This window comes from Novipirellula caenicola, assembly GCF_039545035.1.
GTDB lineage: Bacteria > Planctomycetota > Planctomycetia > Pirellulales > Pirellulaceae > Novipirellula > Novipirellula caenicola.
In genome coordinates this window covers 95,683-110,980 of record NZ_BAABRO010000006.1, presented here as the reverse complement: position 1 = coordinate 110,980, position 15,298 = coordinate 95,683, and the positions used below count along the sequence as shown (strand labels likewise).

General features: G+C 54.4%; 12 protein-coding genes. 7 read left to right on the top strand and 5 right to left on the bottom strand.

What is annotated here, in order from left to right:
* Positions 1-230: 230 nt before the first annotated feature.
* From ABEA92_RS14260 to ABEA92_RS14240, 5 genes are all read left to right on the top strand, one after another.
* Complete coding sequence (locus ABEA92_RS14260; protein ID WP_345684517.1) at positions 231-734, top strand: hypothetical protein; 504 nt, start codon at positions 231-233, stop codon at positions 732-734.
* A 61-nt stretch (positions 735-795) separates the two neighbouring features.
* On the top strand, positions 796-2,055 hold the full coding sequence (locus ABEA92_RS14255; RefSeq protein ID WP_345684516.1) for an outer membrane protein assembly factor BamB family protein: 1,260 nt from the start codon (positions 796-798) through the stop codon (positions 2,053-2,055).
* Positions 2,056-2,249: 194 nt separating this feature from the next.
* Positions 2,250-3,572 carry a Gfo/Idh/MocA family protein gene (locus ABEA92_RS14250; RefSeq protein ID WP_345684515.1) on the top strand — a complete coding sequence of 441 codons (1,323 nt, stop codon included), beginning with the start codon at positions 2,250-2,252 and terminating at the stop codon, positions 3,570-3,572.
* Between the two features lie 291 nt (positions 3,573-3,863).
* Positions 3,864-4,661 (top strand): 3-keto-disaccharide hydrolase, encoded by a 798-nt coding sequence (locus ABEA92_RS14245; RefSeq protein ID WP_345684514.1) that lies wholly within the window; start codon positions 3,864-3,866, stop codon positions 4,659-4,661.
* 166 nt (positions 4,662-4,827) lie between these two features.
* Positions 4,828-6,906, top strand: coding sequence for an FAD-dependent oxidoreductase (locus tag ABEA92_RS14240; protein WP_345684513.1), 2,079 nt, complete (start codon positions 4,828-4,830; stop codon positions 6,904-6,906).
* Positions 6,907-6,912: 6 nt separating this feature from the next.
* Here the strand turns inward: ABEA92_RS14240 and ABEA92_RS14235 are convergent, their stop codons facing one another.
* The 3 genes from ABEA92_RS14235 to ABEA92_RS14225 form a co-directional block, all read right to left on the bottom strand.
* On the bottom strand, positions 6,913-7,173 hold the full coding sequence (locus tag ABEA92_RS14235; protein ID WP_345684512.1) for a BON domain-containing protein: 261 nt from the start codon (positions 7,171-7,173) through the stop codon (positions 6,913-6,915).
* Between the two features lie 258 nt (positions 7,174-7,431).
* A complete protein-coding gene (locus ABEA92_RS14230; protein ID WP_345684511.1) occupies positions 7,432-9,159 on the bottom strand; it encodes a Na/Pi cotransporter family protein in 1,728 nt (575 codons plus the stop codon).
* Positions 9,160-9,202: 43 nt separating this feature from the next.
* The gene (locus ABEA92_RS14225; RefSeq protein WP_345684510.1) at positions 9,203-10,195 is read right to left on the bottom strand and encodes a potassium channel family protein; all 993 of its coding nucleotides are present in this window, start codon (positions 10,193-10,195) and stop codon (positions 9,203-9,205) included.
* Between the two features lie 460 nt (positions 10,196-10,655).
* Between ABEA92_RS14225 and ABEA92_RS14220 the strand changes: the two genes are divergently transcribed.
* Entirely contained in the window at positions 10,656-11,606 is a 951-nt protein-coding gene (locus tag ABEA92_RS14220) for a universal stress protein (protein WP_345684509.1), read from the top strand.
* Positions 11,607-12,160: 554 nt separating this feature from the next.
* On the opposite strand, the gene ABEA92_RS14215 is transcribed toward ABEA92_RS14220, so the two are convergent.
* Complete coding sequence (locus ABEA92_RS14215; protein ID WP_345684508.1) at positions 12,161-13,102, bottom strand: DUF4238 domain-containing protein; 942 nt, start codon at positions 13,100-13,102, stop codon at positions 12,161-12,163.
* 471 nt (positions 13,103-13,573) lie between these two features.
* Positions 13,574-14,476: a universal stress protein gene (locus ABEA92_RS14210; RefSeq protein ID WP_345684507.1), complete on the bottom strand. Its 903-nt coding sequence runs from the start codon at positions 14,474-14,476 to the stop codon at positions 13,574-13,576.
* Positions 14,477-14,838: 362 nt separating this feature from the next.
* Here ABEA92_RS14210 and ABEA92_RS14205 point away from each other — a divergent pair, with 362 nt between their 5' ends.
* Positions 14,839-15,252: a hypothetical protein gene (locus ABEA92_RS14205; protein WP_345684506.1), complete on the top strand. Its 414-nt coding sequence runs from the start codon at positions 14,839-14,841 to the stop codon at positions 15,250-15,252.
* Positions 15,253-15,298: the final 46 nt, after the last annotated feature.

Here is a 15,298-nt window from a genome sequence, read left to right as displayed (position 1 = left end):
GCGGAACTCGTCAAGAGTTTCGGGGGATGCGTCAGGGAACAAAAGTCTTGACGGCTTGTTGATTTATTGAGCCGTGACGCGTCAGCGGCCGGGTCCCACGCGGTACCCGGTGCCTTACGGCCCACGGCTCCCCCCCCCGTTCCGACCACCCAAATCGCTCTGGACGCCGCGTGCTTGAATAGGCGAAAAGATGCCAAACGCTTCCCTTCCTTTGGATGTCCTGTCGCATCATGTCGGACTCGAATTCCAGCAAATACGCGTCAATCCGTGATGGATTCGCCGCAATACGCGAGCTGATCATCGTGATGGCGATGCTGGCACTGCTATTCGCTCCGGCCACCATTCGGGAAATCCTCAGTGACGCAGGGATTCGCTCCTTTGCGGGAGTTGAATTCGACGAGCAAACGCTCGATGAAGTCGAATCGGCTCATTCACGCGTTGCCGAACTCGAACAACAATTGGCAATCGCTCAACAACAAATCGACAGCATGTCGCAATCGAGTGTGGTGCGCGCAGACCCCCGGTTTGGAACCGTGTCAAAGATGATTGCCGAAGCTCAGCAATACGCCTCCGAAACCGAAGACGATCTACGTGAGGTCAAGGAGAAACACGTCGAGCTTTGGAAGCGTGCGGGCCGACCACCTCGCACCCATCCCTCGACCGTGACCGCCGAAACGGCTCGCCCCAGCGAGCAGCAAGCCCTGATATCGCCCAGCGAAGTGCTCTCACGCTGAGTCAAGCTTGCCCCCCGACGACGAGTCGCCAATTGCGTCGCGGGCGTGCTATACTCGCTGCATGAATGCTTCCACCTTCGCAACCATGCCCACCTTCGTTGCTCTCAAAATGCGGTCGCTTGCGATGTTGACACTCGGCGTCTGCATCGCCACATGGCATTTCCCCACCACGCTACATGCCGAGGATTGGTATCGATGGCGAGGCCCAGACCTAAACGGCATCTCGACGGAAACCCATTGGCAATCCGAATGGCCTTCGGGCACGATGCCGATTGCCTGGACGATCGACGTGGGAACCGGGTTTTCCTCGGTGGTGGTTCAAGACGACCGAGCCTACACGTTAGGACATGTCGACGATCATTCCGTGGTGTACTGTGTCGACGTCAACGATGGTCACTTGATTTGGAAACACGCATATCCGGCCCCCTTGGATGCTCGTGACTTCGAAGGCGGTCCCACCACCACACCGACCATCGACGGTGATCGCGTGTACGTTCTCAGCCGTGCTGGTGAACTGTTCTGCTTTGACGCCGGCTCCGGCGAAGTCCGCTGGCAAAAACAAATCGCGGACGCGGCAGAGGTTCGCGTTCCTGGATGGGGATTCGCTGCGGCGCCACTTGTCGTCGGTGACAAACTTGTGCTGACCTTGGGTGAATCAGGAGCGGTCGTCAACAAACATGATGGCGAATTGATCTGGGCATCCCCGGACCGCGAGTGCGGCTACGCGTCACCGGTTCCGATTCCAAACACAAAGACCATCGTGTTTCCGTCTGGCCGATCGTTTACCGGAGTCGATTTGGAAACGGGACAGCCGCAATGGTCACTTCGCTGGTTAACCAGTTTTGGTTGCAATGCAGCCGAACCGATCATTCACGATGGCAAGATGTTTCTTTGCTCGGGATACAATCGCGGCGCGGCGTTGTTCAAATTGACCGACGGCGAACCCGAGTTGATTTGGAAGAACAAGAACATGCTGAACCAACTGCATGGCTCGCTACTGCACGATGGGCATTTGTACGGGATCGATGGCGACATGGAATCCGGTGCCCGGTTGACCTGTCTGAACTGGGAAACCGGCGACGTGGTATGGTCCGAAGACGATTTAAAGCCTGGTGGACTGAGCCTGGCCGATGGCAAACTGATCCTGTTGACCGAAGCGGGCGAATTGGTCTTCGCCGCAGCAACGCCGGCAGGATTCAGCGAAATTTCGCGAGCCAAGGTGCTCGATGGCAAATGTTGGACGGTCCCGGTGTTGTCATCAGGACGCGTTTTTTGCCGATCGATCCAAGGCCAAGTCGCTTGCGTCGATCTCCGCGATTAAGATAAGCAGCTCGGTAGGAGTCGTTCCACACAATGACCTGAGCCGCGGGCCGTAAGGCACCGGGTAATGCGTGGAACCCGGCCGCTTACGCGTCACGGCTCACTAAATCAACAGTCGAACTAGCGCCGTCGGCTTACCGAATAACCTGCTTAGAAGCCTCGCCCTTCCTTTCCCCAACCAAGGATCATCACTCGATGTCTCTCGATCGACGTGCCTTTATTGCCTCCACCGTTGCTGCTTCGACGTTGGCAGCCGCTCCCAAAATTCATGCAGCATCGAAGGACAAAAAGTATCGCACCGCGCTGATCGGATCGGGTTGGTGGGGCATGAACATCTTGCGCGAAGCGATGGCCGCGGGGCAAACCAAAGTCGTCGCCCTCTGTGATGTCGACCAAGACAAATTGGAACTCGCGGCCGAAGAGGTCAACGATCTTTCGGGCGAAGAACCAAAGCTGTATTCGGACTTTCGCGAGCTGTTTGAAAAGGAAGAGGTCGAGATTGCGATCATCGCGACGCCGGATCATTGGCATGCGCTAAACACGCTGGCAGCGATCGAAGCGGGCGCCCACATTTTCATCGAGAAACCGACCGGCCATACGATCGGAGAAAGCCAAGCAATTTTGAAGGCCTCGCGCGCGGCCGATCGCATCGTCCAAGTAGGACTGCACCGCCGCATTGGACCGCACCATGTTTCGGGAATGAAATTCTTGAAGGACGGCGGGGCTGGCGACATCGGTCTGGTGCGAATGTTTGTTCACAGCCGCGGCGGCGCCGAAACACCGACCAAAAACAGTGCTCCGCCGGAGACACTCAATTGGGACATGTATTGTGGTCCGGCTCCGCTGCGTCCGTACAACCGCAAGATCCATCCGGGCGGTTTTCGCCAATACCTCGATTTTGCTAACGGCACACTCGGCGATTGGGGCGTGCACTGGCTTGACCAAATGTTGTGGTGGTGTGATCAACAATCACCCAAGAGTGTTCATTCCACCGGCGGTCGTCCAGTGCGTGGCGAAGCCGTATTGAACGAGGACGTGCAAACCACGGACGCCCCGGATTCACAAATCGCGACCTATCAATTCGACGACTTCACCGCGATTTGGGAACATCGCCAATTTGGGGGCGCCGGTCCAGAGAAGTCGACCGTAGGCTGTAATTTCTACGGCAGCAAGGGAACCTTCCACATGGGATGGCGTGACGGTTGGACTTTCTATCCAGACGATGCCCGCAAACCTGTGGTGCATGAAGACCATCAACTGCAAGAACCCGACGGGCACAATCTAAAATTGTTATGGGCCGACTTTTTGCAAGCGATTGAATCAGGTCGACATCCGACTGCGGATATCGAAATCGGTCATCAAGCCACCACACTGAGTCTGTTGGGCATGTTGTCGCTCAAACTCGGACGCAGCGTGCGGTGGGATGGCGACGCGCAACGCATCATTGGTGATGACGAAGCCAACGGACTGCTAAAACGCAAATATCGAGCTCCGTGGACCTATCCTGAGATCGGTTAGGTGCGATTTTCGGCACTCCCAACCATCCTGCGATCCGCCGTAGCGATGCCGGCATGGGATAGTGAATTCGCGATCTGCCCCCACGATCCGAGCAACCGCGTCTTGTGGCAGCGAGATTAAGCCAAAAGGGCGTCGTCGCTCTCGAACCAATCATCCCTCTTGTTTTTTCGTTGCCGAGGCGGTTGCGACAACCGAGGGGGCGAAAAGGAGGGTTGCTCGTGTTAGGATCTTGCTATCAAAAACCAGTGTTTTTCCTTGTATCTAAAACTTGCATCCAAAACAGGAATCAAAATGTTGCTTCAATCCATCACGGTTTGCAAACCGTGGATCATGTTTAGTCTCGTTTGCGGAATGGTGTTCAGCGGAGCCGTCGCAGCGGCCGGCGAAGTCGATCCACAGCAAAAGGATTGGTACGAAAAGTACAAGAATCAACAGAACATTCCGCCCGCCGACGAGATGTTATTGAACACCGACGCGGAACCCGACTTGTCCGAAGGGTTCACCTCGCTGTTCAACGGAAAAGATTTGACTGGTTGGTCCCCCAAGGGCGGCACGTGTACGTTCGAAGCGAACGACGGAGTGCTGAAGGGAACCTGCGTCCCTGGATCGCCAAGCACTTACCTGTCCACCGACAAAGATGACTACCGTGATTTCATCTTTACATGCGAGATGAAATGGGAAGTCAACGGCAACTCGGGTGTGATGTTTCGCGCTCAGTCGAAAACGTCCGAATCGAAGAAGGGCGTCAAGTCGGAAACCGTGTTTGGACCGCAAGCGGAAATGGAAGGCATCACCGGCGACCGCCATTGGTCCGGCGGAATCTATGGTCAAAGCTGTGGTGGTTACTTCTACCCGCTGTGGTTGAAAGAGCATCAGAAGGTCCGCGCGGCACTGAAGAAAACCGACTGGAATCGCTTGACGATCATGGCCAAAGGCAACGTCGTCAAAACATGGCTCAACGGTGTCCCGGCAGCCCACTGGGTCGACGATGGCACTTATCCCGAAGGCTTCTTTGGACTGCAGATTCACAAAGGCAACAGCGGCACCGTGCTGTGGCGTGACATCCGCGTCAAAGAACTGACGCAGTAACGAGCGCTTTTTTTAGGCCGCAAATTACCGCATTTGCGTTTCGTAGCTACGCTCGCCAGAGCGTGGATTGTTGACGACCAATGCGGATCACCACCTTCTGGCAAAGGTAGCTACCAGAAAATCGTTCACGGCGTTACCCTCGCCCCACCTCAAGATCATTCCCACCATGGTTTCCATTACCAAGACGCTACTTCCTTCCCTTTGCACACGAGTTCCCCTGGCTGTCGCACTGCTGATCGGCATCAGCGGCCCGTCCCCAGCGGCGACCGAAGCCGATGTGATCGTCTATGGCTCGACGCCGGGCGGTTTCTGCGCGGCGATTGCTGCGGCCCGTGAAGGTGCCTCGGTGATCCTGCTTGAACCCACCGATCACGTGGGCGGCGTCAACACCGGCGGTCTCTGCTTTAGCGATTCCAATCAAACCGTTCGCACCACCGTGATGGGGCTGTTCGATGAATGGCATCGCCGAATCGAGCAAGACTATCAATCCCGCGGCGTCACATTGCCTTACGACGTCAGCGTCAAAGATCAAAGCAAGTGGTCCTACGAGCCGCACGTGGCCGCGCGGGTGACCCAGCAAATGCTCGGCGAGGCCAAGGTGACCGTGCTGACCGAACGTGTGCTTGAGTCGGTGGTCAAGGATGGCAGTCGCATCCAAAGCTTGCGAACAAGCGACGGAGATTTCGCGGCCAAGGTGTTTATCGATGGAACCTACGAAGGCGATTTGATGGCCGCGGCTGGCGTTAGCTGGACGATCGGACGCGAAGGCAAAAGCGAGTACGGCGAGTCGTTGGCGGGGAAACAGTATCCCAAAGCGAAGATGAACATTGCGGGACTGGATGACGACGGAAATCCATTGCCGTTGATCACCACCACCGACGCCGGCCCTGTGGACCAAGGCGATTCGAATGTGATGGTTTACAGTTTCCGATTGTGCTTGACTGCCGATCCAAAGAATCGTGTCCCGATGCCCAAGCCGGACCATTATGATCCGGCTCGCTTCGAGGCCGTTCGCCGCCACTTGCGGAACAACGGCAGCGGTGTTGGTTTTGACCTGTACGATGTGCCTGGCGGAAAACTGGACGGCAACAATTCGATCGGCGGCCAATTTTCGTTTGGGTTTGTCGGAGCCTGCAACGGATGGAGCGAAGCCGACGCGGCGAAGCGTCAACAGATCTGGGAAGCTCACAAACAATACACGCTCGAGTTCTTCCAATTCTTAACGACCGATCCTGCGGTGCCCGAGTCCACGCGCAAACACTACGCTCGACTCGGGTTGTGCAAAGACGAGTTCGCGAAATACGGCCACTTCTCGCCGCAGCTTTACGTTCGCGAAGGCCGCCGGATGAAGGGCATGTATGTGGTCAGCCAAAATGACATTTTGGTCGATCAACAGAAAGAGGATCCGATCGTGGTTTCCTCGTTTCCAATCGACTCGCACGATTGCCAACGCGTCGCGCTGCGTGACGGGGGCGTGGTCAACGAAGGGACGATTTTTCCCGTGCGGATGAAGGGAAAACGACACGGCTATCCGTACCACATTCCCTATCGTGCGATTTTGCCAGTGCCGAGCGAATGCTCGAACCTATTGGTGCCGGTGGCACTTTCATGCACCCACGTGGCCATTTCGTCGATTCGGGTCGAGCCGACTTGGATGATTCTTGGACAATCTGCCGGGATCGCTGCGGCGATGGCGGCTGATAAAGAGGCGGCGGTGCAGGAACTCGATTATCCCGAACTACGTGAGCGGCTGGTGAGACAAAAACAGGTGTTGGAAATCCCAGAGGGAATTTTTGATCAAGACACTGTGGATGTGTCCAAGTTGCAGGGGATCGTGTTGGATGATGAAGCGGCTCAACTGAGCGGTGTCTGGAAGCACTCGACGAATTTCTCGCCCCATGTCGGCCGCGGTTACGTGCATGATGACAAGATCGCCGATGGCGGTTCGAAAGCCACATTTCGCTTAACCGTACCCAAGTCGGGCAAGTACGAACTGCGAATGGCTTATTCGGCCCATCCGACGCGCGCCACCAACGTGCCCGTGCTCGTGACCAGTGATTCGACAGAAGCGAAGTTCAGTGTCGACCAAACTCAAACGCTGCCCGCAGGCGAATTGTTCCGCTCGATCGGTGTCGCGGATCTCAGCGACGCTGGCGAGACCGTCATCTCGGTAACCAACACCGGCACCGATGGGTTCGTCATCTTGGACGCACTGCAATTGGTGCCATTGGCGAATACGAAGTAACGATCATTATCGAGCAACGACAAGACGATTGTCGATTTGTTCGACATGCAGCACGTGTCGAATCAATTCCTGAGCGGTTTGCTTCATGTGGAACGAGGGCACTTCGCCACTGAGAATCAGGACGCCTTCGTGAAAGCGGCAGTGAACGTTTCGGAGGGACGAATAGGGGCAGGTGTGAAACAGTTCGTTCGCCTTGAGGGCCACGTCCAACGAGATCACGGAGGGCAATTCGGCGGCGTGGGAGGAAGAGGCTGTTGTTTGAATCATTACGGGAATCCGTAGGGGAGATAGGATCGAAACCGACGACATGAATATTGAAAGCAATCCGATGATTGCATTTGTGGATGCGTGCCAGATCCTTAGGGCAGCCAATAAAGAATTCGCGTGGCGAAGCTCGTCAGATTGAGGTGCCACCGTCTGACGAGGGTAGCGACTTCCTGTCGATACGTTTTGATGTTCACCTTCTCGCTATTCAACTCTAGCGGCATCCCGCCATCGGTCAAGAACGATTGTCGAGAAATGCGTTTAGGTGTTCACGTGGTCCGTTGCGTTGGTTGCGGACCACGACTCGTGCGGAGGCGGAGAGACGACTTCGTTTTCCAGAAGCACGCGGGCGATCCGCCGCGTCAGTGTGTTGATCCGTTTAAGGTTCTCGATGATATCCGTTTCCACTTTGAACGAAGCGAGCCGATTCGGTTCGTAGGCCACCAGTCGCTGGGCCAAGTGAAACGCGGCCTTCTCGGCAATTTTGTTGACTTCGGTTTTGCTTTCCGCTGCATCACGGGCTGCGTCGAAGTCTCGCTCTCGAAGCGCCGTGATCAACCGATCAAATGCCCAACAGACCTGCTTGTGCACCGTGCTTAGCACTTCGATCGTTCCGAGGCTAACAGCCACGTTGGACTGGATTCGTTTGGTCGCGTCGGTCAGCACATTGTTCTCGACGACGTCCCCAACATTCTCCATGTAATTGGCGACGCCGATGTAGCGATACAGCTGGGTGGATTGAGGATCCATGATATTCTTTTGCGAAAGCCGGGCCAGGAACGTGATGATTTCGCCGTGCAGATGGTCCACATCGGCGACCCGCTCGCGAAGCCGGACGATGTCTCGACGATTGCCTTGCGTTGCCACTGCAAGCGATTGTTTCAACAGACTCTGATTCAATTCGCCTAGACGCACCAGTTCGCGATGCACTTGGTCAAGTGCCAAGGCAGGATGTTCGAGAAACATTGCATCGAGATAGATTGCGTCGATTCCTTTGGGCTGCTCACGTTCGGGCACCATGCGATTGACCAATTTGGCCAGCGGCCCGGTGAACCCAATGAACAACAACGTATTCACCACGTTAAAAACCGTATGCGCGTTGGCGATTTGACGAGGTGTATCCGCCGCCAACCGCGCGGCGCCGTGCAAGTCATTAGCGGTCGGCGAAATGACACGCACGATCTGCGCAAATTCGGGGATAAAGAACATCCATAACAATACGCCGCCGACGTTAAAGAGAACATGGATCCAAGCGGCTTGCACCGCTTCACGCGGTCGGCCGAATGCGGACAAGATTGCGGTCACACAGGTTCCGATATTGGCGCCAAAAATCAATCCGATTCCCGATTCGAGCGAAATCAGTCCTTGGCTTGCCAACACAATCACGATCCCCGTGGTTGCCGAGGAACTTTGCACGATGGCGGTGAAGACAAAACCGATCACGATGCTCATCAGCGGGTTTTGCATATTCTGGATCATGTCGATAAACAATGGCAGCTGACGAAGCGGAGTGGTCGCCTCGCTCATCAGATTCATGCCAAAGAAGATCATCCCCAGCCCCATCAAGACCATGCCCCACTGTTTGATCTTTTCATTTCGGGCCACCACGTCGGTTAAGAAGCCAATGGCAATCAGCAACAAGCCGTATTGGTACACGCGAAAGGCGATGATTTGGGCGGTGATCGTGGTGCCCACGTTCGCACCAATAATCACTCCGATGGATTGGCTTAAGGTCAACAACCCTGCCGAGACAAAACCGACGATCAGTACCGTGGTGACCGACGAGGATTGAATCACCGCGGTGATAATCATGCCCGCGATCGCTGCGGTGAATCGGTTTGCGGTCAAGCGTGCCAGCAACGTCTTCATGCTGCTGCCAGCCACCGTCTTTAGACTCTCGGTCATCTGACGCATGCCAAACAGAAACAGAGCTAATCCGCCGCCGATTCCGGTGATGAGATTTCCAGCTTCGATCGCGACGGCGGACATGAACAGCAACCTTGGTGGGTTCGAGATGCATGCAGCGGGTTCATCAGGATGCGTCTTGGTATTCGCATGACAGCACGGCGGACACAGCAGCGACTTTGCCTAACGCGATCAGCACGTCGTCGGCGTGAATCACGGTGCTTCCCGCCGGTGGCAGCAACACTTCGCCATTGGGGCGACGCACCGCAACCACGATGACACCGCGGCTGCGGAAATCGGTCGCCGATAACGTTCGCCCTGCACATGGAGAATTGGCACCGACGCGAATTTCGGCAAGGTCCAACGTCGCTCCCGTTCCCGAGACGAACTCGAAAAAGTCTTCGACGTGCGGATTGATCAACAGCTGAGCCATGGTGGCCGCCCCATTGGCGAACAAGCTGACGACGCGATTGGCCCCCGCCTTTTCCATCTTGTGTGCACTGCTCTCGTCCGTGGCACGTGCGATGATTTGCAGCTCGGGCGCAATCAAACGCGCCGACAACACGACGTACAGATTATCAGCGTCGCTGTCTAAAACGACCGCCAAGCCGCGAGCACGCTCGATCCCTGCGTCCAGCAGCGTACAGTCGCTGGTCGCATCATCACGGACGCACGGCCAACCAAACTGCTCGCATTCGGCAAGTGTTTTTTCGTTTTGGTCGACCACCACAAACGGCAATCGACGATCTGCCAAATGATGACAAATCGTTCGTCCCATGCGACCAAAACCACACACGATGAAATGGTTTTTCACCGATTGAAGTGTCGAATTCATGCCTCGTTTCCTTAACCAAGTTCGCAGCTCTGCACGGACGATCATCTCACCGAGCTGGACGACCGCAAAAAGAAAGACGCCCAGACCGCAGACCAAATAGATCATCACAAAGACACGACTGCGGTCGCTCAATGGCCGGACTTCGTTGTACCCCACGGTGCTCAAGGTAATCACGGTCATGAACGCAGAATCCACCAGCGGCCAACCTTCGACCAGCCAAAACCATCCGGTTCCGACGCCAGTGAGAACCACGAGGACAACGATGATCCAGGCCAATTGACGCATCTTCGCTCCTCGTGCTTACGGCCCGCGTGAATTGAGTTGACTAGGGTTCGCATGAAACGAATTGCATTCATCATGCCAAAGAATCCAAGCGAGGGTGTTCGCGTAACAAAGACGCAAAACGCTCATCTCCACGTGCGATGGAGCACACTTCATCCCTGGATGACCCTCTACACTGGATCTATAACGCACACTAAAAAAAGGATCGCCGCAGACGGAACGTTGGCCTGTAGCCGAAGTGACGCTACGGCCAGGTGAGCGAATCGTTCCATTTGCTGCTTGGCACATCATTTGCCATTTTCCTGGCGAGTCAGCTCTAACGCGAATGCAATTGCATGGGTTGCACACGAACCCGCGTTCACGCCATGGGGGCGTGGATCGGGCGATCGCGTGTATTTGGGTAATGCGTGTATCAGGGTAAGGCGTGTATCTGGGTAACAGGAATCGGAGATAGGAAACGAAGATGAAGCGATTTAAATCCATCTTGGTGGGCGTCGACCTTTCCGAGGGCGACCGCCACGTCGTCGACACGATTCCCGCGGCGTCAATGAAAGCGGTCACGCGGGCGATTTGGTTGGCCAAAATCAATGCCGCCCATCTAACGTTCCTGAACGTGCTGTCGCCTTGGGCGCCGAATCTCGATGCCGAAACGCAGTTGCCGGTACAACAGGGGCATGACCAGCGTACCGTTCGCGATCATGCCAAGGAGGTGATGGCCAAGTTGGTGCAACATGCCAACGACGAAGGCGTCCGCGCGGACAATCGCGTCGTGTTCGGCAAAAGTTGGATGGAAACCATCCGGCAAGTGATTTGGAAGCATCACGATCTGGTGATCGTGGGTGCCAAGGACGAACACCCCAAGCACCCATTTTCAACCGGCAGTCATACGGTCAAGCTATTGCGAAAATGTCCCTGCGCGGTGTGGGTCACCAAGTTGCCGCCCGAGCAAAAGCTTCGCTCGGTCCTGGTCGCTCACGACCTGCGTCCGGTCGGTGACGAAGCGATGGAACTAGGCGGCGCGATGGCCGAATTGCACGATGCGGAACTGCATGTGTTACACGCGATCGAATACCCCGAATTTGACCACGTTTTCCCAGCCCCCGTGTCGGCTGAACAAGCGGCTCAATACCGTCACGATGCCGAGCAAAAGATCAACGACCAACTGAAACAATTCAATCTCTCGCGAGAAGCCCATATCCACTTTGCCACGCGGCCGCCGGACTTCGCGATCTGGCACTGCATCGAACAATACAACATCGATTTGTTGACGATGGGCACGCTGGGCCGCTACGGCATCTCGGGTCTGATCACCGGCAACACCGCAGAGCGATTGCTGCCGCTGGTTCCCTGCTCGATCCTGGCGGTCAAGCCGCTCGGGTTCGAGTCTCCTGTGACGCTTCCGCATCATCCTTAGCGCAAGGTGGTCAATGACTTGCCCAATCTATGCCTTACCCGAAAGTTAACGATCAATACGAAAATTTTGAATTTGCACTTTTGGGGCTAAAGCCACTTTGTGTGATAGTTTTAGTTTTAAAATAGACGTCAAGTTACATAGCGACGTTTTGCGTCGATCTATCGAAACGAGAAACTTCCGCCAAGACTCGATTGAACGTGATGAATATACTTTCGACGAAAGTCCAGTGTCGTCGAAAGGTCTTGCTTCTCGACAGCAGTCTATCAGCTACAATGCGATGGTTGATAGAGATTCAGTAATGTACCGACTTAATCGTCCAGCGCACTTGCCATCGCTGACAGTTGCAGTTTTGTTGTCACAAGAATTGTTGCGACAGAAACAGGAAAACACGTGATTGGGTTATGGAAATCGTGCTGTCGATTTAGTTTCCTGTCTATTCCTGGATGGTCCCCCAAAAATTGAGATCGCACGTCGCAGACGGCTGCCGAAGGGAAACAACGGCGTTTGTCCGAAGTTTTGAGCAGCAACCGTCTTAGAATGCGTTCTGAGATTGATCAGGGGCCCAATACTTCGCCAATAAGGTCTGGCAATTCTAGCCGGAAGTCTTGCTCCATGACGAGTAACTCCATCACCGAGGGCAATTTCCGTGAAGCATAAACGAAACGATTCGCCATTAATACAGTGAGGCGATTAAGCTCGAAAACGCGCGAGGACGATGCCGATTTACGGGTCCTCGGTGTGTCCCACGACGCGATTAAAAACTTTGAGGGACTAAGTGCAACGTACACCTCGGCGCCTAGATCATCGCGTTCAAACCCGACTAGATGTGTATCCCTTGGACGTCCACGGCGACGCACAAAAACTGGGTTGTCCGAAGTTACAAAAAACTGGTTGCAAGGCGCACGCTCAATTCTCCAATTCATTCGAAATATTGTATCGGTAAGTCTTGGAAGACCGATGAATGCGTGGAGGAGCGTCTGTTGTCTCGGAACATTGAGTCCCATTCCTGTTTCTATTGTACGATTTATTAACTTGTCTACTTCGAGCTGTCCAAACCGTTTTTCGAGGTCAGCATGATGTTTCTCTATATAAGCGAGGGTGTTTTCAGGGCGTGCAAAATCGGAGGCATGCGAATCACGATGCTGAAGCATTGCAGTGGTCCGTTTGAACTGCACCGCAAATAGTTCGGATATTCTGTATCGTTCTACTTTTTTTAAGCTCTCGATTCTTTCGCCACGCCTAAGCTTCAATAGCGGCAGACTGGCTTCAGACTCCAATTTCATGAATGAGTCCTCGAGAAAAAGTTCATGCACAAGAGGGTGATCGGGAATCGAGTAGGCGTGATTCTGCACCGTTGCTTTCCGAATCGCGACAGGAAAAACGTCGAGCGATTCTCTTGAGTATTGAAAGATCTGGTTTTCGTTCTCTTCACATGCGAAAGCAGACAGGAACATTTTTGGAACGGTATGCTGGTGTTTCTTTTTTGGCTGCTGCATCTTTGATTCGCCGATTGTATCTGAAGTGCCCCGCATCCTTTTGTTGCTTAGTTCTGGATAATATGCAAGTCGCAGTCCATCCAAGTTCAACGAAGTATGGCACCGAAATTTTACGCAATTGCCGGGCAACTGGATTGACACCACCAGTTGAAAGGTAGTTCGTCGAGCCACAACAATTTTCTAAAACTGCACATTGTCCTGCCGACCGTGCCGAATCTAGATGTCCGGCAATTCCAGATCTAGACCGGTTATTCGGTGTGACTTTGGCTATGATATTCCCGGGTTTTATATGTCCTGAACACCAAAACCGGTATCTATTGCTGCCGCTTGACGGCGTCGAGGCTCCGAATTCGATGCGACGCATGGTTTTAGTTACTGCTTCGGATCAAGAACGTCACATGATACGCTTGCATCTATTTTGCCCATCGAAGTCGAAGATAGCGGGAGACGCCCCCTCGTGTTTACGTTCGTTCATTCGCCTTCGGCTGTGTGATGATGGCGTGAAATCCACACGCTGCAGGGCGCATGACGCAAGACGTATTTGGTGGTGCTGCCAAGAAACAGATCGTGCAGCAAACTGTGCCCTGTGTCCCCTAGAATCACCAGATCACTCTGCTGATGCTCGGTAAAGCGAACAATGGCCTCGCCCTCGTGTTGGCTGCGAATCACATGCGGGTGCGTGTTAGGCAGTTTCTCTGCAAGTTGCTTGGCCATGTACTCGGCCTTACCCTTGGTTTGTTCCAAGGCTTTCGCTTCGTCCTCAAGGACGCCTGCCGCCACTCCCTCACTCATCAGGTAGTCGTAACTTGGCGCAATGCTGAGCACGCTGAACTCACAATCCGGATCCCACGTTAACTGCATCATTTCGTTGATGGCTTCGCGTGACGCGATCGACCCATCGTAGGCAATCGTGATCTTCTTGGGACAGACATGTGGGCGATGATCTTGATCGGGCGGTCGCACGACCAAAACCGAACATTTTGCATGGGTCGCGACGCGATCCGAAATGCTGCCCAATAACATCCGGCTGACCAACGAATGGCCGACTGCACCGATCACGATCAGATCCGCAACGATGCGTCGCGAGACCTCCAAAATCGACTGGGCCACATTTCCCGTGTGATGCAGTTTCGAGAAATAGTCGGGACACTGATCTTTGAACATCGCTTCGAGTTCGGCGTGATGCCGGGCGACGAACTCCTTTTCTTCTTCCTCGCGGGTCAAGTTCTGAAGATTACCGTGAATGGTCAGCTCAGGCCCTAACGAAACGGTAAGCACCGAAAGTTTCAAGGGCTGCTGGAATTTTAGATGGTGCAGCAACTCCGCAGCATTCTTCGCTAACGATGACCCGTCGGTCGCAAGTAGCACTTTCATCGCAGTAGACTCCCATCGAGGCAGAGGAAGGATCAATTCAGGATACCACAATCGCCTGCTAAAGTCCCGTTTTTTGTCAAAACGCAAGCAACGGTGACGGCTAACCCTGTGCTCACATCTTGCAAGTAATCAAAAATAGATCGGTCCTAGCGTGGCTGGAATCCTCGCAAGGCGATAGGCGCCAAACCACGTCGATCCGGTGGCGCAGTCGCACGATCAGTATCAACATTTTTTTGCGGGCACACCGACTCAGGTGCGTTGACAAGCAGACCGCATGCCGTAAGATTCCCAGACGCAACCGATTGCTATCCCTGCACACTCCCTCTGCCAAACTCAACACCATCTGGACCGGCGAGCATTTGATGGCGATTGACACATTCAAAGGCAATCGCACGGTGGTCCAAAAGCCATCAATCATCAGCGGCCCTTCCCATGGCGTGATCACTCGTTTGGGGCCAAACAGTGGTTTTACTTACATTCCCAATGATTACTCACTCCCTGGTTTGATTGATGCCCTAGGGCCTTCCGAATACCACATCGTGATTCCGAAAGATGAATCCTCCGTTGAACTCGTTCTCACTCCGCTCGCCGACGACGATCATGATGAGGGTGACAAATCGGCGACTCTCGAAGTGATTCACGCCAGCGGTTATCATGCTTATGGAATCGACTCAAACCTCAGGTCTGCAACCGTTGTGATCTTAAGTTCGAATCCCTGTTTGGAGCTTCAGCTAACGCCACTTCGATCGGCTGACTTCGAGTACCTCACCGACTGAATACCAACCCGCTCGATATTCAAGATGAATTTGACGCGACGTTGGA